The 21,276-nt window shown below is 44.7% G+C and carries 18 protein-coding genes; 15 read left to right on the top strand and 3 right to left on the bottom strand.

Annotated elements, in window-relative coordinates:
- Window positions 1-666 precede the first annotated feature (666 nt).
- Complete coding sequence (gene queG, locus OW495_RS22550) at window positions 667-1,809, bottom strand: tRNA epoxyqueuosine(34) reductase QueG (RefSeq protein WP_102514032.1); 1,143 nt, start codon at window positions 1,807-1,809, stop codon at window positions 667-669.
- Between the two features lie 240 nt (window positions 1,810-2,049).
- Here queG and tsaE point away from each other — a divergent pair, with 240 nt between their 5' ends.
- From tsaE to hflC, 8 genes are all read left to right on the top strand, one after another.
- Entirely contained in the window at window positions 2,050-2,514 is a 465-nt protein-coding gene (gene tsaE, locus OW495_RS22545; RefSeq protein WP_004735870.1) for a tRNA (adenosine(37)-N6)-threonylcarbamoyltransferase complex ATPase subunit type 1 TsaE, read from the top strand.
- Window positions 2,508-4,229, top strand: a complete 1,722-nt coding sequence (locus OW495_RS22540; RefSeq protein WP_102514033.1) for an N-acetylmuramoyl-L-alanine amidase — start codon at window positions 2,508-2,510, stop codon at window positions 4,227-4,229. Before tsaE ends, OW495_RS22540 begins: the two co-directional genes overlap by 7 nt.
- Before the next feature lie 50 nt (window positions 4,230-4,279).
- Complete coding sequence (gene mutL, locus OW495_RS22535; RefSeq protein ID WP_102514034.1) at window positions 4,280-6,520, top strand: DNA mismatch repair endonuclease MutL; 2,241 nt, start codon at window positions 4,280-4,282, stop codon at window positions 6,518-6,520.
- A gap of 141 nt (window positions 6,521-6,661) precedes the next feature.
- Window positions 6,662-7,594 carry a tRNA (adenosine(37)-N6)-dimethylallyltransferase MiaA gene (gene miaA, locus OW495_RS22530; protein WP_102279161.1) on the top strand — a complete coding sequence of 311 codons (933 nt, stop codon included), beginning with the start codon at window positions 6,662-6,664 and terminating at the stop codon, window positions 7,592-7,594.
- Window positions 7,595-7,786: 192 nt separating this feature from the next.
- Complete coding sequence (hfq, locus tag OW495_RS22525; RefSeq protein ID WP_010434097.1) at window positions 7,787-8,050, top strand: RNA chaperone Hfq; 264 nt, start codon at window positions 7,787-7,789, stop codon at window positions 8,048-8,050.
- 44 nt (window positions 8,051-8,094) lie between these two features.
- Window positions 8,095-9,402, top strand: coding sequence for a ribosome rescue GTPase HflX (gene hflX, locus OW495_RS22520; protein ID WP_017107433.1), 1,308 nt, complete (start codon window positions 8,095-8,097; stop codon window positions 9,400-9,402).
- A 27-nt stretch (window positions 9,403-9,429) separates the two neighbouring features.
- Window positions 9,430-10,632 carry an FtsH protease activity modulator HflK gene (hflK, locus tag OW495_RS22515; RefSeq protein ID WP_102514035.1) on the top strand — a complete coding sequence of 401 codons (1,203 nt, stop codon included), beginning with the start codon at window positions 9,430-9,432 and terminating at the stop codon, window positions 10,630-10,632.
- Between the two features lie 2 nt (window positions 10,633-10,634).
- Window positions 10,635-11,612 (top strand): protease modulator HflC, encoded by a 978-nt coding sequence (gene hflC / locus OW495_RS22510; protein WP_010434102.1) that lies wholly within the window; start codon window positions 10,635-10,637, stop codon window positions 11,610-11,612.
- A gap of 170 nt (window positions 11,613-11,782) precedes the next feature.
- Here hflC and OW495_RS22505 read toward each other — a convergent pair whose 3' ends face one another.
- Entirely contained in the window at window positions 11,783-11,971 is a 189-nt protein-coding gene (locus OW495_RS22505; protein WP_010434105.1) for a DUF2065 domain-containing protein, read from the bottom strand.
- A 172-nt stretch (window positions 11,972-12,143) separates the two neighbouring features.
- Here OW495_RS22505 and OW495_RS22500 point away from each other — a divergent pair, with 172 nt between their 5' ends.
- Both OW495_RS22500 and OW495_RS22495 read left to right on the top strand, forming a co-directional pair.
- Complete coding sequence (locus tag OW495_RS22500; protein ID WP_017078237.1) at window positions 12,144-13,460, top strand: adenylosuccinate synthase; 1,317 nt, start codon at window positions 12,144-12,146, stop codon at window positions 13,458-13,460.
- Window positions 13,461-13,767: 307 nt separating this feature from the next.
- Window positions 13,768-14,403: a tetratricopeptide repeat protein gene (locus OW495_RS22495; protein WP_017107437.1), complete on the top strand. Its 636-nt coding sequence runs from the start codon at window positions 13,768-13,770 to the stop codon at window positions 14,401-14,403.
- Between the two features lie 154 nt (window positions 14,404-14,557).
- Here the strand turns inward: OW495_RS22495 and OW495_RS22490 are convergent, their stop codons facing one another.
- Window positions 14,558-15,967 carry an amidohydrolase gene (locus OW495_RS22490; RefSeq protein ID WP_102514036.1) on the bottom strand — a complete coding sequence of 470 codons (1,410 nt, stop codon included), beginning with the start codon at window positions 15,965-15,967 and terminating at the stop codon, window positions 14,558-14,560.
- A 247-nt stretch (window positions 15,968-16,214) separates the two neighbouring features.
- Here OW495_RS22490 and rnr point away from each other — a divergent pair, with 247 nt between their 5' ends.
- From rnr to rplI, 5 genes are all read left to right on the top strand, one after another.
- Entirely contained in the window at window positions 16,215-18,716 is a 2,502-nt protein-coding gene (rnr, locus tag OW495_RS22485; protein ID WP_017107438.1) for a ribonuclease R, read from the top strand.
- 158 nt (window positions 18,717-18,874) lie between these two features.
- A complete protein-coding gene (rlmB, locus tag OW495_RS22480) occupies window positions 18,875-19,615 on the top strand; it encodes a 23S rRNA (guanosine(2251)-2'-O)-methyltransferase RlmB (protein WP_004735856.1) in 741 nt (246 codons plus the stop codon).
- A 289-nt stretch (window positions 19,616-19,904) separates the two neighbouring features.
- A complete protein-coding gene (gene rpsF, locus OW495_RS22475; protein ID WP_004735855.1) occupies window positions 19,905-20,318 on the top strand; it encodes a 30S ribosomal protein S6 in 414 nt (137 codons plus the stop codon).
- A gap of 132 nt (window positions 20,319-20,450) precedes the next feature.
- A complete protein-coding gene (gene rpsR, locus OW495_RS22470; RefSeq protein WP_000090472.1) occupies window positions 20,451-20,678 on the top strand; it encodes a 30S ribosomal protein S18 in 228 nt (75 codons plus the stop codon).
- A gap of 38 nt (window positions 20,679-20,716) precedes the next feature.
- The gene (rplI, locus tag OW495_RS22465; protein WP_017107439.1) at window positions 20,717-21,166 is read left to right on the top strand and encodes a 50S ribosomal protein L9; all 450 of its coding nucleotides are present in this window, start codon (window positions 20,717-20,719) and stop codon (window positions 21,164-21,166) included.
- Window positions 21,167-21,276: the final 110 nt, after the last annotated feature.

The following is a 21,276-nucleotide window of genomic DNA, read 5'->3' as shown; positions in this document are numbered from 1 at the left end:
GAGCGCAACCTTGCCAAGGTTGAGGTCATCGGTTCGAACCCGATGTATCGCTCCAGTTTACTCTTCATGGTAAACAACACTCTTTAAACCACAGCGTTTAAAGACGACCTTACCGGTCACGCTCTTTCTTTAATGCTGCGAAGCATAATCCCCCAAAAAAGCAAATAATCCTCCATCATGGTGGATATTTTTTTGTCTTAAATTTTTCTTAGCAACTGGAATGCTAGTAAACATCAGGTCTCTGAAGCAGATACTTGAGGTTTTTCACATCTATAAACAGACTTATCCACAAAATGTTAGGTGTGGATAACTTGGTTGATAAAGTTATTTCAGACTTAATTCTTTACATATCTCAAAAAGATCTTTCTTTATTTCAATGCGTTAGTAAAACGCAGCTCTCTGTAACTTGTTGTTTTATATTGAATTGTTACTTGGCTTGTGATTGAGCTAAAGATCGTTAACTTGTTGTTTTTTGATCTTAATCATTTATGGGCTTTGTGTTTAACTTTATGCGGGTGTTGAAAGTTTACGAAATATTTTAATTTTTTCCACATTGCCAAAATTGAGAACAAGGTCAAACATTGTTCTAATATTATGTGCAACGGGTTGTCTTAAATATTGGACTATTTAGGCAGGTTAACTAGCCAATCGTTGGTGCTTAAAGGGCTAGGCGTCTCTTGGCAGGCCTTTCTCAACAATGCGTATTAGTCGGTGCTTTTTGGTGGAAATTTTGCTGCTATTTTTTTGCACGTCGCTAGCGTTGGGTAACTGTTGTAGTTGTTTATTCAAAGCCCACTCAATATGCACATCCAACATGTCGTTTTTGCCTTGATGAGATTCTAGTGTTTCAATAATGCGTTGTTGAAATGGCGCATTGCCCATAGCAACAAAGATATTGCGCAACCACTGGGTGTGGCCGATACGTCTTATTGCTGAGCCTTCCATTTTCTTTAGGAAGGTTGCTTCGTCCCAACTTGAAAGTGAAACGAGATCGGCCTCTTGGAAATCTTCTCTACGATGAAAGTCTGTTTGCTCTGTGAGTTCGGCATGACGATTCCACGGGCAAACTAACTGACAGTCATCACAACCATAAATACGGTTACCAATTGCGTCTCTAAATTCTTCCGGGATCACACCATCGTATTCAATGGTTAAGTACGAAATACACTTACGCGCATCGACAACACCGTCGGCGATAATGGCACCCGTTGGGCAGGATGTGATACATGCGGTACATTTCCCACACTCATCGACACTCGGTGTATCGACTGGCAGAGGAATGTTAACCAACAGTTCGCCTAGGAAGAACCAAGACCCAGCGTCTTTATCCAGGATTAACGAGTGTTTACCAGTCCAGCCTAATCCAGCTTTTTGAGCTAATGGTCTTTCTAAAATAGGCGCTGAATCCACAAAAGGACGTGAGTCAAATCCCTCAACTTCTTTCTCAATTCTTTGTCCCAGCTTTTTCAACTGGTTACGGAACAATTTGTGATAATCGCGGCCTAAAGAATAACGGCTGATATAGCCTTGAGTGGTATCGTTTAGGTTGGATGCAAACTGAGCTTCTGGTGGTAAGTAATTCATTCTAGCGCTGATCACTCGAATGGTCCCTGGGTGAAGTTCATCTGGACGCGCACGCATCATTCCATGTCGAGCCATCCAATCCATCTCGCCGTGATTGCCAGCATCTAGCCATGCTTGAAGAGGGGCTTCGTGTTCACTCAAATCGACATCGCAGATGCCAACTTTTTGAAAGCCGAGCTCTTTTCCCCAGATTTTAATTTGTTCAGCAAGATGGTCTAGATTCATGGCTTAATTCTTATTTTCTCTGTTTTACAATTAGAGATAAGGCTAATTAAAATTAGGTTCGGCAAAAATGGGGGCGGATCTTAACGGATCTTTACGATATTAACCAGAACAGACGTGTTTTGAGCAGTATTTTTCATAGAACTTACACTTGAGTGCTTGTCTCCCAAAAGCATCACGGTTTACTATTCTTGTTCTTTTGATTTTTATATAGTCAACGATCGATTTTTAGAGAACGTATTCATGAGCACGAAACAATTTACTTTGAAAGATGAACAAGCAACGATTCAACTAGGAACGGAGCTTTCTAATCTTTGCTCACAGCAGACGACTATTTATCTGCATGGTGATCTTGGCGCAGGAAAAACGACGTTCAGTCGTGGCTTTGTAAAAGCACTTGGCCATCAAGGAAATGTAAAGAGCCCAACGTATACTCTAGTTGAACCTTACCAACTTGCAGATTGGCAGGTGTACCACTTTGACCTTTATCGTTTGGCCGATCCTGAAGAGTTAGAGTTCATGGGTATCCGTGATTACTTTACTCCAGACGCTATTTGTTTGGTTGAATGGCCTGAGAAAGGTTATGGGATGCTACCTGAAGCAGATTTGGATATTGATATTCGTTACCAAGACGATCACCGTATTGTTTCTTTAACCGCTAATAGTGAATACGGACAGCGCTTACTTAGTCAGTTGGAGTTATGTTGATTTCTAAACGCCTTTTTTCATCAGTAGCCGTAATGGCTGCTGTTTTTTCTTTACTGTTTTCTTCACTTGTTTCTGCAAACTCACTGAAAGGGTTGAGGGTTTGGCCTTCACCTGAAGAAACTCGTGTGGTTATCGACCTTAAATCAGAAGCGGACTTTAGCTATTTTACTTTGAGTAGCCCAAATCGTTTAGTTGTCGATTTAAAACATACCAACCTTGCGACCAAGTTACCTGTTGTGGTGAAGGATAGCCCCGTTCTGTCGAAAGTTCGTAAGAGCTCCCCGCCAGACAAAAATACCTATCGCTTGGTTTTCGAGTTGAAGAAATCCTCTAAAGCCGATTTGTTTAAACTGAGCCCGACTCCTGGTGGCCAGTATGGGCACCGTTTGGTGATTGATTTCCCTCATGGTGCGACAAGCAAGGGAACAACAACATCGAAGCCGAGTAAGCCAACAGTTAACAAAAATATTAATCAGGTTAAACGTCAGAAAGACATTCTGATCGTGATTGACCCTGGCCACGGCGGTGAAGATCCAGGTTCAATCGGCCCATCTCGTAAATATGAAAAGAATGCGACTCTGAGTATTTCTCGCAAGCTTGCTGCACAGTTGAATGCGGTCCCAGGGATCAAAACTCGCATGACTCGCAATGCCGACTACTTTGTAAACCTTAACCGACGTGTTGCAATTGCTCGTGAAAATGAAGCTCACTTGTTTATCTCTATTCACGCGGATGCGTTTACGACTCCTCAACCACGAGGTGGTTCGGTGTTTGTGTTGAATACTCGACGCGCCAATACAGAGATCTCGCGCTGGATCGAGAACAAAGAGAAACAGTCTGAATTGCTCGGTGGTAGCGGTGCAGCTTTCACTGGCAACATTGATGATAAAAACGTAAACCAAACTCTGCTTGATTTGCAGTTCAGCCACTCTCAAAAAGAGGGCTATAAGCTTGCGACAACGATTCTGTCTGAGATGGGTAAGGTCGCTAAGCTTCATAACAGCAAACCAATCAATACCAGTTTGGCGGTATTGCGTTCACCACAGATACCATCGGTATTGGTCGAGACGGGCTTTATTTCAAACCCGACGGAAGAGAAGCTTCTTTTCCAACGCTCGCATCAAGATAAATTAGCACGAGCAGTGACTAAAGCGGTTGTTAAGTATTTGAAGGCTAACCCGCCTGAAGGGATTATCTTGTCTAATGCAACGTCATCAACAGGTAGCGTGAGCCAGCATAAAGTCTCTCGTGGTGAGTCGTTATCGGTGATTGCGAGTAAATATGGTACGTCGACACAGACGTTGATGAAATTCAATAATCTGAAATCGAGCAGCCTAGCAATTGGTCAAGTACTTAAGATTCCAGGCAGCGCTTCAAGTTCATCATCAAGCAGCGCAGTGAAAACCAAGACCGTAACTCACACGGTTAAGTCTGGAGAGTATCTAGGCAAGATAGCCAGCCGTTACAAAGTTCGAGTTGCAGATATCAAACGTGAGAACCGCTTGAAGTCTGAAACCGTGAGAGTAGGCCAGAAGCTACGCATTACGGTTGAAGTGAAAGATGTCCCTCTGCGCAAACATAAAGTCGCAAGAGGTGACTACCTAGGTAAGATTGCTTCTAAATACGGCGTGAGCGTCAACAGCATTCGCCAAGCGAATAAGCTACGATCTGACAGCCTAGCAGTGGGTCAGGTGTTGATTATTCCGCACAAATAAGCTTTTAACGCAGACATGTTTCCATCAGTGGCAGTAAGGTAACTATAAATATGACGATCAAAATACTGCCAGCTCGGTTAGCTAACCAAATCGCAGCGGGTGAAGTGGTAGAAAGACCAGCTTCTGTTGTGAAAGAGTTGGTTGAGAACAGTTTGGATTCAGGTGCCACACGTATCGATATTGATATCGAGAAAGGTGGCGCCAAGATGATCCGCGTTCGTGACAACGGCAAGGGCATCGTTAAAGATGAGCTTGCTTTGGCGCTGAGTCGTCATGCTACCTCTAAGATCCACACCCTTGATGACCTCGAGGCGATCGTCAGCCTTGGTTTTCGTGGTGAAGCGCTCGCGAGTATCAGCTCTGTTGCGCGCTTAACCATGACTTCACGCCCTGCAACTCAAGATCAAGCTTGGGCAGCGCACAGTGAAGGTCGTGATATGCAGGTGAAACTGCAGCCTGCAGCGCATCCTATTGGTACTTCGGTTGAGGTGTTGGACCTGTTCTTCAATACACCAGCACGCCGCAAGTTCTTACGTACTGAGAAAACCGAATTCACGCATATTGATGAACTGCTTAAACGTATCGCATTGAGTCGCTTTGATGTGACGATCAACCTGCGTCATAACGGTAAAATGATTCGTCAGTACCGCGCTGCCAAAACACAAGTTCAAGCAGAAAAGCGCATCGCAGCGGTATGTGGCAATCCTTTTGTTCGTCATATGCTTAAGATTGAGCTAGAACATCAAGGTCTAAAACTTCATGGCTGGATCACCACGCCAGAAGGAGCAAGACAACAAAGCGATCTACAATACTGCTATGTGAACGGTCGTATGATGCGAGACAAGCTGATCAATCATGCGATTCGTCAAAGCTATGAGACCAGCCTGCGCCCAGATCAATTTGCAACTTATGTGTTGTTCATTGAGCTAGACCCGCATCAAGTCGATGTGAATGTTCATCCTGCCAAACATGAAGTGCGTTTTCATCAAGCTCGCCTTGTACATGACTTTATCTACCAAGCGTTGAGTGATGGCTTAGCACAAAGCAAACAAATTGATGCAGCACCGATCAATCAATCGGCTTTTCATCAGTCAGAAGCCCCAAATTATCAGCAAGATGGTTCGATGTCTGAAACGGGGGATGTTGCGAGTTTTTCTGAACCAGAAAGTATAACGCCGACTCATTCGGACCAAACACAGATCTCTGAGAGGCTGCGACACGCCATTGAGCAGACGCCAACCTACCCAAGAAAAGCCGAATCTGAGCAGGTTTATGATAACCCTCAGCACAGCGTTAATGATGCTGGGCAGCACTATAGCTCACCAGAAAACAGAGGTTCATCGTCTAGCAGAAGCTCTTCAACCAACTTAGATTCGTCAACTAACATGAGTTCAGCTAGCACAGGCTCGTCGGCTCGCGAAACCAGCTTTACAGGTTCTCCTCGTCAAGAGTGGATAGAGTCTCGACCTGCTCCGAGAAAAGAAAAAGAACCCAACCAACATCATGCTGAGCCCGCGCCTTCAAAGCGCGAAGTGAAAGCCTATAAAGAGCTGATGAAAACGCCAGATTTTGATGATCAAGCTGTACAGCCTTCACTTTCTCAAGAGCATGTGGCACCAGTAGAAACCAGAGATAACATAGGAAATATAGAAGCTAAGCCTACTCAACAGAATCCTGTTCATTTAAAGCCAAGAGCACCTGTGACGGACTTAGGCAAAGCAGTCTCGGTAGTGGAACGCCAATATTTGGTAATGGGAAACAAAAACGGCAGCGTATTGGTGTCTTTAGCCAAAGCAGAATTGCTACGTGTGATTGGCCAGCTTGATACTCGAGAAGGGGCGTTAAAAAGCCAGCCGCTGTTGGTGCCTTTATCAATCAAATTAGGCGCTGATTTAGTCGGTGTCGCTAAGGCGCTAAGTCCAATGCTGTCCGTGCTTGGTATCGAGCTTAAAGCTAGGAATAACGAAGCGATAATGGTGATGGGAGTGCCTTCTCCTCTGAGGCAGCAAAACTTACAAATTTTGATCCCAGATCTGTTATCGTACGCGGCTTCAATAAACGCTCAGGCCTCGGAGACTCAAGGTCACAGCTTTTCTAACGATACGTTGCCATTACTGGTTAACTGGATCGGGATTCAGACAGCGCAAGTAAAAAACGACTACACTTTATCTGAAGCGGTTCAACTAGTTGGGGAACTTGAGCAACTTTGGCATGGTCTACTTCCATTAGATGATCCCGAATTTGTTAATCCTATCGACTTTTCAGCAACCATTGCGGCTTTTATGGCTTAGTCGTTTATTGATTTAAAGACTTAAGTTTATTGACGGTTTAACTTTTTGCGACGACATTGATCTTCGCAACAACACGTATTTTCGCGACAAAAAAGCCCTTTGCTATAAAGCGCTATAACAGAGAAACCAATACAAAATATCATGACTGAAAAATTACCTTTAGCGTTGTTTTTAATGGGCCCAACGGCATCAGGAAAAACAGACTTAGCTATCCGCTTACGTCAGAAGTATCCGGTAGAGATCATCAGTGTCGATTCGGCATTGATCTATAAAGACATGGATATCGGCACCGCTAAACCGGATGCGGAAGAGCTTGCGCTCGCGCCTCATCGCTTGATTGATATTCTTGATCCAAGCGAAGCGTATTCTGCGGCAGATTTTCGTCGTGATGCGATCAATGAAATGAATGCCATTGTAGCGGAAGGTAAAATCCCGCTACTGGTTGGTGGCACAATGCTTTACTACAAGGCATTGTTGGAAGGTTTATCGCCACTACCAGCAGCGGATCAAGAGATTCGTAAACAGATTGAAGCGGAGTCTATTGAACAGGGTTGGCAGGCATTGCACGATCAATTAAGAGAGATAGATCCCGTATCCGCTGAAAGAATACACCCAAATGATCCACAAAGGCTTTCAAGGGCATTGGAAGTTTATCGAATTTCGGGTAAAACATTAACAGAGCTAACTCAAACGAAAGGCGATAGCCTGCCATTTCGTGTAAAACAATTTGCAATAGCTCCCAAGGAAAGGAAAGAACTCCATCGCCGTATTGAGCTGCGTTTCGAAAAGATGATAGAAGCGGGTTTTGAAGATGAAATGAAGGCGTTGTACGCCAGAGAAGATCTTCATCCTGAACTGCCATCGATCCGATGCGTTGGTTATAGGCAGATGTGGGATTATTTAGATGGGAATTGTGATTTAGACGAAGCGGTTTTCCGTGGTGTCTGTGCAACCCGTCAATTGGCCAAGCGACAAATCACCTGGTTACGCAGTTGGGATGATTTAACTTGGTTAGATAGCGAAAACATTGAACACGCGTTAGAAACTCTTTCAGATGCAATAGCATCTGATTAGTATTGCTGTGTATAATGTGATCGCTTTTGCGTGAATATACTCTGGAAAGGATCAGTTATTGAGGCTTTTAAAAATCACAGCCTTTCAATAACAACGGAGTTTTTTTATTCGTTTAGCTCAGATGCAAAGGCCGCACCTTTTTGTGCACCACTAGCTAAATAATTACAACAAAATATAAATAAGGAAAATAAAATGGCTAAGGGGCAATCGCTACAAGACCCATTCCTAAATGCACTCCGTCGTGAGCGCATTCCAGTCTCTATCTATCTTGTTAACGGCATTAAGCTGCAAGGTCAGATCGAGTCTTTCGATCAATTCGTGATCTTATTGAAGAACACAGTAAACCAAATGGTTTACAAGCATGCGATTTCTACTGTGGTTCCTGCTCGTGCAGTTAGTCACCACAGCGGCGAGCAACGTGCGCCATCTGATCGTCCAGAGAAGACTGAAGATTAATCGTTCAAATAATACAGCTTGCGCTGTAATAAGGAGTTGGTTGCTTGTTTGACCGTTATGAATCCGGCGAGCGAGCCGTACTTGTTCATATCAACTTCACGCAAGAGGGAGAATGGGAAGACCTAAGCGAGTGTGAAATGCTGGTCTCCTCAGCGGGGGTAGAAACGCTACAAGTGATTACTGGTAGCCGACAATCCCCACTCCCTAAATACTACGTTGGAGAAGGTAAAGCCCTAGAAATCGCACAAGCTGTTCAGCTGACCGGTGCTGAAATTGTGATTTTTAACCACTCCCTCTCTCCTGCCCAAGAGCGCAACCTCGAGCAATTGTGTAAATGTCGTGTGATTGATCGCACGGGTTTGATCTTAGATATCTTTGCACAACGTGCGCGAACTCATGAAGGTAAGCTACAAGTTGAGCTCGCTCAGCTTCGTCATATCTCTACCCGATTGATTCGTGGTTGGACTCACCTTGAAAGGCAGAAAGGTGGTATTGGTCTTCGTGGTCCAGGTGAAACTCAACTGGAAACCGATCGACGTTTGTTGCGTGACCGTATAAAAGCGATATTACGTCGTTTAGCCAAAGTGGCTAAGCAGCGTGAACAAGGACGACGTGCTCGTAATCGAGCTGAAATCCCAACAATTTCTTTGGTTGGTTATACCAACGCAGGGAAATCAACACTTTTCAATCGAATCACTAGTGCAGGTGTTTATGCAGCAGACCAACTGTTTGCAACCCTAGACCCAACACTACGTAAGATTGAATTGGCAGATGTCGGGCCTGCAATTCTCGCAGATACCGTAGGTTTTATCCGTCATCTACCGCACGATCTGGTCGCTGCGTTCAAGGCTACGTTACAAGAGACGCAGGAAGCTGACATTTTGTTACATGTTGTTGATGCCAGTGATGACCGCTTTCGTGAGAACATTCAGGCTGTTCATGAAGTATTAGAAGAAATCGATGCTCATGAAGTGCCAACCCTTGTAGTCATGAACAAAATTGACTGCATGGAAGACCAAAAACCTCGAATTGAAAGAGACGAAGAGGGCGCACCTCGCGCTGTTTGGGTTTCTGCAATGGAAGGAGAAGGTATTGAACTGCTGTTTGAAGCTTTAACTGAGCGTTTAGCGAGTCAGATGGTTCAATTCCGGTTGTGTATTCCACATCAACATCAGGGCCGTATTCGCAGCTTATTCTTTGAGATGAAATGTATTCAACAGGAAGAGTATGATGAAAATGGTAACTTGTTGATAGATATCCGAATGCAACAAATAGATTGGTCTAAACTTGAAAAAAGAGAAGGGGCGCTCTTAGGTGACTTTATCGTTACCAAAGAGACTGCTACAGTATAACGTCATATCAAATGATGGAGCTTTCTAATGGCGTGGAATGAGCCTGGAAATAACAACAACGGCGATAATAACGGCCGCGATAATGACCCTTGGGGTAAGAACAATAATCGCGGCGGCCGAGATCAAGGACCGCCAGACTTAGACGAAGTGTTTAGTAAACTAAGTCAAAAGTTAGGTGGCAAGTTTGGTAAAAAAGGTGGCAACGGTAACGGGCCATCTATCGGTGGTGGCGGTGCGATTGGCTTTGGTGTCATTGCTGTCATTGCGATTGCTATCTGGTTCTTCGCTGGTTTCTACACCGTTGGCGAAGCAGAAAGAGCAGTAGTACTTCGATTGGGTCAGTTCGACCGTATCGAAGAGCCTGGTCTTAACTGGCACCCACGCTTCATCGATGAAATCAAAGATGAGCAACTAGTAAACGTTCAAGCGATTCGTTCTCTACGTGCTGCTGGCACCATGCTAACGAAAGATGAAAACGTTGTGACCGTTGAAATGGGTGTTCAATACCGTGTTTCTGACCCATACAAGTACTTGTATCGTGTAACGAATGCAGACGACAGTTTACGCCAAGCAACCGATTCTGCGCTTCGTGCGGTAATTGGTGACTCACTAATGGATAGTATCCTAACAAGTGGTCGTCAGCAGATTCGTCAAAGCACTCAAGAAACGCTGAACCGTATTATTGATAGCTACGACATGGGTATTCTGATTGTTGACGTGAACTTCCAGTCAGCACGTCCACCTGAGCAAGTGAAAGATGCATTTGATGATGCTATCGCGGCTCGTGAGGATGAAGAGCGTTTCGAGCGTGAAGCTGAAGCTTACCGAAATGACATTCTTCCAAAAGCAACAGGTCGTGCTGAGCGTTTGAAGAAAGAAGCGGTGGGTTATTCAGAGCGCACAGTTAATGGTGCTCTAGGTCAGGTCGCTCAGTTCGAGAAACTGCTACCTGAATACCAAGCAGCTCCTGAAGTAACACGTAACCGTATGTACCTTGATACAATGGAAAAAGTGTACTCAAGCACATCGAAAGTCCTGATTGATTCTGAATCAAGCGGTAACTTGCTATACCTACCAATTGATAAGCTAGGCGCACAAGGTGGTTCTCAGTCGGGCACTCGCCCTGCAAAAGCATCATCAACTTACGATCAAATTGAGTTAGAAACTCAAGCGGATCCAAAGTCTAACACTCAAACTCGTTCAGACAGTTCACGCCAAGGGAGATACTAATAATGCGTAAATTAATGATCCCTGTATTAGTTGTGACGATTGCCCTTCTATTGATGTCACTGTTTGTGATTCAAGAAGGCGAACGTGGCATGGTAATTCGTTTTGGTCGAGTTCTCGATGACAACGGCGTATCACGAATCTATGAACCAGGCCTGCACTTTAAACTGCCTATGTTTGATCGCGTAAAAGTACTTGATGCTCGTATTCAAACGATGGATGGTCGTTCTGACCGTTTCGTAACATCAGAGAAAAAAGACGTTCTAATTGATACCTACGCAAAATGGCGTATTGCTGATTTTGGACGTTTTTATCTGAGTACTGGCGGCGGCAATATCATGACGGCAGAAGCACTTCTTGAGCGTAAAGTGACAGATGTTCTTCGTTCTGAAATTGGTTCTCGTGAAATTAAGCAGATCGTGTCAGGTCCTCGTAATAAGGACATCCTGCCAGACTCTGCTGATAGCGAAGTTGTCACAACGGTAGCGGCTGCAGAAGCTCTAGAAGTTGATGGCGAACGCGATAAGATCATGGAAAACGTTTTGTCTGGAACGGCAGAAAGTGCGATGGCTGATTTAGGTGTCGAAGTTGTTGATTTCCGAATGAAGAAGATTAACCTTCCTGACGAAATCAGTGAATCTATCTACCGCCGTATGCGTGCAGAACGTGAGTCGGTTGCTCGTAGACACCGTTCACAAGGTCGTGAAAAAGCGGAAGTTATCCGTGCTCAAGCTGAGCTAGAAGTGGCAACAGTTCTTGCTGAAGCTGACCGTACAGCTCGAATCACTCGTGGTGATGCTGATGCAGAAGCAGCGAAGATCTACTCTGATGCGTTCAGCAAAGATCCTGAGTTCTACGGCTTCATGCGTTCATTGCAAGCTTATGAGACATCATTTAGCGATAAGAGCGACATTCTAGTACTGGATCCGAAGACTGACTTCTTCCAATACATGAATCAAGCAAGCGGCGCTCCAGCGAAATAAGCTGATGCGTTAGCGAATGCTTAGCTCAATAAGCAAAATACGTTAAAACTTAAAAGGCTCCCATTGTGGGAGCCTTTTTGTTTTCTATGACTTATTTCAGAACGAGACACCTTTGAAGATTCACTATTGGGGCAAGGGGAGGCGCTTAACAGCGTTCTACTTATACAAAACTAACGGTAGGTCATGAAAGCGATAACGGCACCAGCCACCACAAGACAGCCTCCAATGCGGCGCAGTTGCGTGTCTGGTTGCTCGCTCAGTTGCGCGACCATGTTTCTCCAGCCATTGGGTGCAATCAAGGGGCCGAGCCCTTCAACAATAAGTACGAGCCCAATAGCGAGCCAAATTGATTGAGACATGGTTCTGCCTTTTGTCTGTAAAAAAGCAATGATATCAGTATCTTTATACATCTGCCCCCAGTTGTGGCTGGTTTATTTTTGTACAGCGTTAACGTTTATGAACAAAAAGTGACTGCAAGAAGTGTGATTCAGTGCTAGAATCCATTTTTAATTAGCAACAGAAATTGGAAAGATGGGAAATAACGTAGTCGTTCTAGGCACCCAATGGGGTGATGAAGGTAAAGGTAAAATCGTTGACCTTTTAACTGAAGATGCAAAATACGTGGTTCGCTACCAAGGCGGTCACAATGCAGGTCACACACTTGTAATTGACGGTGAAAAAACCGTTCTTCACTTAATTCCATCAGGCATCCTACGTAATAACGTTAAATGTGTTATTGGTAACGGTGTAGTATTATCGCCTGACGCACTTCTAAAAGAAATGAAGCCTCTTGAAGATCGCGGTATTCCAGTACGTGAACGTCTTTTCATCTCTGAAGCTTGTCCTCTAATTCTTCCGTACCACATTGCAATCGACAACGCGCGTGAAATCGCTCGTGGCGCTAAAGCTATCGGTACAACGGGTCGCGGTATCGGTCCTGCTTATGAAGATAAAGTTGCTCGTCGCGGTCTACGCGTTGGCGACCTTTTCGACAAAGAAGCATTTGCTGAGAAGCTAAAAGAAGTTATGGAATTCCACAACTTCCAACTAGAGCACTTCTACAAAGCTGAAACAGTAAGCTACGAAGAAGTTCTTGAGCAAGCGATGAGCTACGCAGACATGTTAACTGCTATGGTTATCGACGTAACTGACGAACTAGACGCAGCACGTAAGCGCGGCGACAAGATCATGTTCGAAGGTGCTCAAGGTACGCTACTAGATATCGACCACGGTACTTACCCATACGTAACGTCTTCTAACACGACTGCTGGTGGTGTTGCTGCAGGTTCTGGTTTCGGTCCTCGTCACATCGGTTACATCCTTGGTATTACTAAGGCTTACTGTACTCGTGTTGGTTCAGGTCCATTCCCAACTGAGCTATACGATGGCCTTGAGAAGCAAGACCCAGTTGGTAAGCACCTAGGCGATGTTGGTCACGAGTTTGGCGCAACAACTGGTCGTCTACGTCGTACTGGTTGGTTCGATGCTGTCGCTATGCGTCGTGCAATCCAAATCAACTCTCTATCTGGTATCTGTCTAACTAAACTAGACGTTCTAGATGGCCTAGAAGAACTAAAAATCTGTACTGGTTACAAGATGAAAGATGGTTCTATTCTAGAAGTTTCTCCAATGGCTGCTGAGTCATTCGAAGAAGCGACGCCAATCTACGAAACAATGCCTGGTTGGTCTGAAAACACATTTGGTGCTAAATCTATCGACGCGCTTCCACAAGCTGCTCTAGATTACATCAAGCGTATCGAAGACCTAACTGGTGTTCCAATTGATATCGTATCAACTGGCCCAGATCGTAACGAAACTATCATCAAGGTTCACCCATACGGCGCATAATGCCTACTGAGTGATTACTACAGTACTAACAGTACTAACAGTACTTTGATAATTAAATCGTTTCTAAAAGCCGACTTTCTTAAGTCGGCTTTTTAATACCTGCAATTTAGCCACTCACTCTTTGATGGTGATCTTTTAAGCGTCATCAGGCAAAATATTGCCCATTAGCGGCAAGTTTTGTCTAAAGCCATCAAGGTTGTTGCCGATACAGATATCATGGAAAGTGAAGTTCACCCTATTTTTGGGCATCTACCTCGGTAGCCAATAATAAATAGATAACTTTAGCGACAGATAATTGAGTGCAGGTATGAAGCTACGAATTGTGGCAGCTTCATTAATAATGGCGCTGAGCTCACCCTTGAGTCATGCAAATTTGGCTGATGTGGGAGAGCCCGTTCCAATATATACAGAAGCTGAACTGATTAAATTAATCGAAAATAATCGACATCTAGAGCGTGTGAAAGCGGATAAGTGCCAGCTAGTAGAAGATATCGTTGCTCGTGCAACGCGTATTAGCTTGCCTTCTTACGAGTTTTTATACGGTGATATGCTGGCGTGGGGTGTGTGTGTTCCACAAGATGTAGAGCTTGGTCTTTACTATATGGAAAACGCAGCGCATCAAGGTTTACCCGCAGCACTAGAGCAACTGGGTCGTTATTATTCTCGTGGAACCTTGGTTCAACAAGACAAAGAGCGTGCAATTCCGTACCTACGTGAAGCGGCCTCTATGGGTAACCTAAGTGCAAGCATTCACTTAGCCGAACTCTTACTGCGTGATTACGGTAGCCCGTTAGATTATGAAGATGCTTACCGCTGGTTATACAACTCGGTGACAGCGGATGATAGGCAACACAAGCGTATTACTGTGCTTCGAAGCGGTTTGGAGCGGAGAATGCCAGACAATATTATTGCTCGAGCAAAACGCCGAGACGTGTTCTGGTAATGACGAATACTAATTAAGGTTGATGGCTAATGACTGCACTCGTTAATCATCTGTCTTGAACTAGAAAGATATCGATATAAAAAGGCCTCGTAGGTAAATACCTATGAGGCCTTTTTTGATCTGAACGGAAAACCGTTTATCTCATTCGGTGACGTTATTGAACAACTTCACCAGATTCAATTACCGTTTTACGGACGACTTTGGTGAAATTGAGTGCTTCTTGACGAATCTTGTCTTCATCGACGGTTAGCATGTCGCGATCTTGCATGATGATCTTACCATCAACGATGGTGTGGCGAACGTTACCAGAATTAGCCGAGTACACTAAAGCTGAGTATGGGTTGTATACCGGAATCATGTTTGGTGCTTTTGTGTCGATCACTATGATGTCAGCTAGCTTACCTGTTTCAAGAGAACCGATCTTATCTTCCATGTGTAGCGCTTTTGCCGCGCCCATTGTTGCCATGTCGATCACTTTGATCGGCGGCATTGCGGCTCGATCTTTGTTGACTAGCTTGTGAACTTTAGCGACTTGGTTGAATTCATCAATGGTGCTCAGTGTGTTACCAGACATCGGTCCATCGGTCCCTAAACCAATACGAACGTTTTCGTCGTACATCTTAAGGGCCGGGGATACGCCTTTCGCGGATTTGATATTGGCACTCATGTTATGAGCTACGCCCATATCTGACTTTTTCACCAGTTCGATATCATGATCGTCTACTAGGATCATGTGTGCACCCACCAAGTTTTTGTTTAATGCACCGATGCTGTCCATGTATTGAACCGGAGAAAGTCCTTCTGAACGCTCTGCGATTTTCTCTTCTTCACGGTGTGATTCTGCAAGGTGAATCATTACTGGTACATCTAACTCTAGAGAGAGCTTAGATATTTTCTGCAGGACCTCTGTGGTATTGGTGTAAGGCGCATGTGGGGCAAACGCAGGTGTGATTCGCGGGTGATCTTTGTATTCTTCAATGAAGTTTAATGCGTACTTAATGCCTTCTTCGGCGTTAGCTGCATCGGCTACAGGGAACTTAATCACAGTTTCACCTAGGATGGCACGCATACCAATCTTATCGACGGTTTTCGCTACTTCATCTTCGAAGTAGTACATGTCGGCGTAAGTGGTCACACCGCCTTTTACCATTTCGACGTTACCTAGGTTGGCACCAATACGTACCATGTCTCGTGACACCAACTTCTTCTCTAGAGGGAAGATATATCGGTGAAGTCGGTCTGGCACATCATCGGCTAATGAACGAAACACCGTCATCGATACGTGGGTGTGAGTATTGATGAGACCCGGCATCACGATATCACCATCAACATCTAAAACTTGCTTAGCTTGGTACTGCTTCTCTAGTGAAGCATCACCAACCGCAATGATTTTGTTGTCTTTGACGACAACAGTACCGCTTTCATAAACCGTTTTGTCTTGGTTCATGGTCAGAACCATCGCATCGGTAATCATCAGGTCAGCTTTTTCCATTGCCGAGCTCGCAAATGGAAATAGAGCTAGGCTTGCCATTGCTGAAGCCAATAAGGTGCGTTTTAGTTTCATATCATACTCAGAACAGGAGTTGGTAAAGTGCGTGGATAATAGTGTATTTCATTCATGGCGCAAACGTTTGTTTTATCGTTTGCTTAAAATTTTGATGATAGTCCACGTCTATGAAGTGATGTTTCACAAAGTGAAGATATGTATCAATCTGAGGTTATTTGAGGGTTTTCCAAAGCATATCTGTAGGTTACCCCTAGCATCAGATATACTAGGGGTATATACCTTCCTTGCTTAAGCAGGCCCGCCTATGTCAAAAAACACACCAACGTCAGAAAACACGACAGCGACAACCACTGTTGATCCTTTTGCCGACCGAGAGTCGAAAAATTACGAAAACCCAGTACCAAGCCGAGAGTTCATTATTTCGTTTCTAACAGAAGCGAATATTCCAATGAACCGTAACGATCTATTCGAAGCTTTGGGTCTGGCTGGAGAGGAACAATACGAAGGGCTGCGTCGTCGTTTACGTGCAATGGAGCGTGATGGACAGCTTATCTTTACTCGTCGTCAGTGCTACGCATTGCCTGAGAAGATGGAACTGATTAAAGGCTATGTGATTGGTCATAAAGACGGTCATGGTTGGGTTCGCCCAGATGGAAGCGTTGGTAAAGATAACGATATCTTGTTACCCCACCATCAGATGAAAACCATCATGCACGGTGATTACGTACTGGCTCAGCCTACTGACAACAGTAAGCGTGGTCGTCGTGAAGGTCGTTTGGTTCGTGTTCTTGAAGAGCGCACAACCCCACTTGTTGGTCGTTTCTTCTTAGAATATGGCCATTCTTACGTGGTTGCTGATGATTCGCGTATTAGTCATGACATCCAGATCCCTACTGAGCATAAAGGCGGTGCTCGAATGGGTAATGTGGTTGTGATTGAAATTACGGATCGCGGCGGTCGTTCTCGTAACATGATGGGTAAAGTGACCGAAGTTCTTGGTGAAAACATGGCTCCGGGTATGGAAACGCAAATTGCAATCCGTACTCACCAGATCCCACAAGAGTGGCCTGAAGCGGTAGATAAGCAAATCGAAAATCTTGGTGAGCATGTTCCTGAAGAAGCAAAAGAAGGACGTGTTGATCTACGCAAACTGCCATTGGTTACGATTGATGGCGAAGATGCGCGTGACTTCGATGACGCGGTTTACTGTGAAGCGAAGAAAGGCGGCGGCTGGCGTCTATGGGTAGCGATCGCTGACGTAAGTTACTACGTTCGCCCAGATACGGCGCTAGACAAAGAAGCGATTAACCGTGGTAACTCGGTATACTTCCCGTCACAAGTTGTCCCAATGCTGCCAGAAGTACTTTCAAATGGTTTGTGTTCATTGAACCCTCAGGTAGACCGTTTGTGTATGGTGTGTGAGATGACTATCTCAGACAAAGGTAAACTGTCAGGCTATAAGCACTACGAAGCGGTAATGAATTCTCATGCTCGTCTTACTTATAACAAAGTAGGCGCGATCTTAGATGGCAATGAAGAATTACGTGAACGTTACGAACCAGAAGTACCACATCTTGAAGAGCTTCATAAGATGTACAAGGTGCTTAAGAAAACGCGTGACGAACGTGGTGCGATTGAATTTGAAACGGTAGAAACTAAGTTTATCTTCAATGCGGATCGTAAGATTGACCGTATTGAGCCAGTAATTCGTAACGATGCACACAAGATCATCGAAGAATGTATGATTCTTGCGAATATCGCATCGGCATCTTATGTAGAAAAAGCGAAAGAGCCTGCTCTGTACCGTGTTCACGATACTCCGGGTGAAGAGCGCTTAATGGGCTTTAAGAGCTTCTTAAGTGAATTAGGTTTAACGCTGGAAGGTGGCCTGTCGCCATCTCCGGTAGATTATGCACAACTGATGCAACAGATTAACGAACGTGAAGATCGTGAATTAATCCAAACTATGCTGTTGCGCTCAATGAAGCAAGCGGTATACAACGCGGATAACGCGGGTCACTTTGGTCTAGCTCTTAAACGCTATGCTCACTTTACCTCGCCAATTCGTCGTTACCCAGATTTGCTATTGCACCGTGCGATTAAGTACCTTATTGCGAAAGAAGAAGGTCGTAACAGCGAACGTTGGACGCCAACCGGTGGTTACCACTACACTTTCGATGATATGGACTTCTATGGCGAGCAGTGTTCAATGACTGAGCGTCGTGCTGATGATGCTACACGTGAAGTGAACGACTGGCTGAAATGTGAATACATGCAAGACCATGTCGGTGAAGTGATGGATGGCGTGATTGCCAACGTGACTGGCTTCGGTTTCTTTGTGCGTCTAACAGAACTGCACATCGATGGTCTGGTACATATTTCTGCGCTAGCGAATGACTACTATCAATTTGATGCTGTTGGTCAGCGTCTGGTTGGTGAAAGCTCAGGTAATATCTACCGCTTGGGTGATTCGGTTAAAGTGAAGGTTTCGGCGGTTAACTTAGAAACTCGTCAAATCGACTTTGATTTAGAAGACACCGATCGTCAGCCGCGTGGTAAAGGCAAAACAGCTAAGAAGCGTGCAGCCGAAGCGATGAAAAAGGCGAAAAGTAAGAAGCGTTCAGCGGTGAAGAGCAATAAGCCGGGTGTACCAGCAACGCCTTTGGTTGAACCAACTAAACGACCAGATGGAAGTAGCGAAAGCTCAGCTAAGAAGAAAAAGCCAGCGAATAAAACCGGTGCAGCTAAAGCTCGAGCTAAGAAAAAGCGTGCAGCAAGCCGTAAGCCAAAGGCTGATAAGTCTTAAGCTATCGTCATTACAGTGACTAGTAGGGCTTAAACGTCTAACGAATTTAAATGCGAGAGTATCAGGCGGAAGATGCATGCTCTCGAAATAAACAACACAGAGGTGGGTGCATCGGGTTTGATGCCTTCATCTCTGAGCAATAAGAGTAACCAGAGACAATGAGTAACGAATTTATTTACGGTATTCACGCGGTGAAAGCCGTACTAGAAAAAGATCCAGCACGCTTTATTGAAGCGTACGTGCTTAAAGGTCGTCAAGACGATCGCCTTCTTCCATTACTGAATCAACTGCAGCAATTTGGCGTGTCGATTCAACAAATGGGTCGTAAGCCGCTTGATGAAAAAGCACAAGGTGCAAACCACCAAGGTCTTATTGCTAAGGTGAAGCCTGCTAAGCAGCTTAATGAAACCCACCTAGACGATATCCTTGCGCAGCACGAACAGCCTCTGCTGTTGGTTCTAGACGGCGTAACAGACCCTCACAACCTAGGTGCTTGCTTACGTAATGCAGATGCCGCAGGTGTGGCCGCTGTTATCGTTCCTAAAGACCGCTCTTCGCCGCTAACGGCAACAGTAAGTAAGGTTGCTTGTGGCGCTGCAGAAACGGTTCCGTTAGTGCGAGTGACTAACCTGGCTCGCACAATGCGTGCACTGCAAGAGCAGGGTGTATGGTTTGTCGGTACGGCGGGTGAAGCAACGCATGATATCTATCAAGCGAAGTTGACTGGTCCGCTTGCTGTTGTGATGGGTGCTGAAGGTGACGGCATGCGTCGTTTAACGCGTGAAACGTGTGATGACCTGATTAAGATTCCAATGTCAGGCAGCGTGTCGAGCCTGAACGTTTCAGTAGCTTCTGGTATTTGTTTATTTGAAGCGGTACGTCAGCGTCTAGCTCAGTAAGGTTCGATTTAACAAAGCCTAAACGACTTAAGTCTATGAATTTATTAACGCTCACCACTTGCTGGTGGGTGTTTCTTTTTAGGCAATTATGACGGAGCCTATTGGTTTGTCAGATGGCTAGATGGCGAAAGAAAAACTGTTTCATTATTCGCCAAATACCACTTGCCAATACCGGGTTCTTTCTATAATATTTGCCGTCCTTAAAACTCGGTCATTTTTCTTTAGTTCCTTGCTTCCCTTGGACGACCGAGCCTTTCGTGGAAGCTAATAATCCGTAAGGAGCAACCAAATGCGTCATTATGAAATCGTATTCATGGTTCACCCTGATCAAAGCGAGCAAGTTGCTGGCATGATCGAGCGTTACACTGGTTCAATCACTGAAGCTGGTGGTACTATCCACCGTCTAGAAGACTGGGGCCGCCGTCAAATGGCTTACCCAATCAACAAACTTCACAAAGCTCACTACGTTCTTATGAACGTTGAAGCTGGCCAAGAAGTGATGGACGAGCTAGAAACTGCTTTCCGTTTTAACGATGCAGTTCTACGTAACATGATCATGCGCACTAAAGGCGCTGTGACTGAGCAATCTATCATGCTTAAGCAAAAAGAAGAGCGTGCAGAGCGTGCTCCTCGTCGTGATGACCGTGAAGAACGTGCACCACGTCGTGAAGAAGAAGCTAAGCCAGAAGCTGCTGCTGAGTAATTCTTTTTTGGCCTTTTAGGTCATTAAATTTTATTCAACTCGTTTAGGTATTACCACTACAAGCATTTGCTTATGCTTATTTATAAGCCTGTGTGAATACCGCATTATTAAATTTAGATCAGGAGATAGCCCATGGCTCGTTTCTTCCGTCGTCGTAAATTCTGCCGTTTTACTGCAGAAGGCGTACAAGAGATTGACTACAAAGACGTAGCAACTCTAAAAAACTACATCACTGAAGCTGGTAAAATTGTACCTAGCCGTATCACTGGTACAAGTGCTAAATACCAACGTCAGCTAGCTCGCGCTATCAAGCGTTCTCGTTACCTAGCTCTACTACCGTACACTGACAAGCATCAGTAATCGGTAATAGTTAATAATAGTTTAAGAGGACTAAGATAATGCAAGTTATTCTACTTGATAAAATCGGTAACCTAGGTGGCCTTGGCGACCAAGTAAACGTTAAATCTGGTTACGCTCGTAACTTCCTTATCCCACAGGGTAAAGTAGTTATGGCAACTAAAGAAAACGTTGCTATGTTCGAAACTCGTCGTGCTGAACTAGAAGCTAAAGTTGCTGAGCAACTAGCTGCTTGTGAAGCTCGTGCAGAGACAGTTAACACTCTAGAAGGCGTTACAATCGCTTCTAAAGCTGGTGACGAAGGCAAACTATTCGGTTCTATCGGTACTCGTGACATCGCTGACGCTATTACAGCGGCAGGTGTTGCAGTAGCTAAGAGCGAAGTACGCCTACCTGAAGGCGCTCTACGTAACATCGGTGAATTCGAAGTAAGCATCCAACTTCACTCTGAAGTTTTTGCTACTGCGAAAATCACGATCGTTGCTGAGTAATTTCAGTACCAAGACGAATTCTTTCTTTTGAAAGTTTTAAACACCAGCTTCGGCTGGTGTTTTTTTATGTCTGAAATATAGGAAAACACAAGGGAGGGTTGCAGTAGGTA

The organism is Vibrio sp. 14N.309.X.WAT.E.F5 (genome assembly GCF_030397615.1).
Classification (GTDB): domain Bacteria; phylum Pseudomonadota; class Gammaproteobacteria; order Enterobacterales; family Vibrionaceae; genus Vibrio; species Vibrio lentus.
This window is presented reverse-complemented; position numbering and strand designations above follow the sequence as displayed.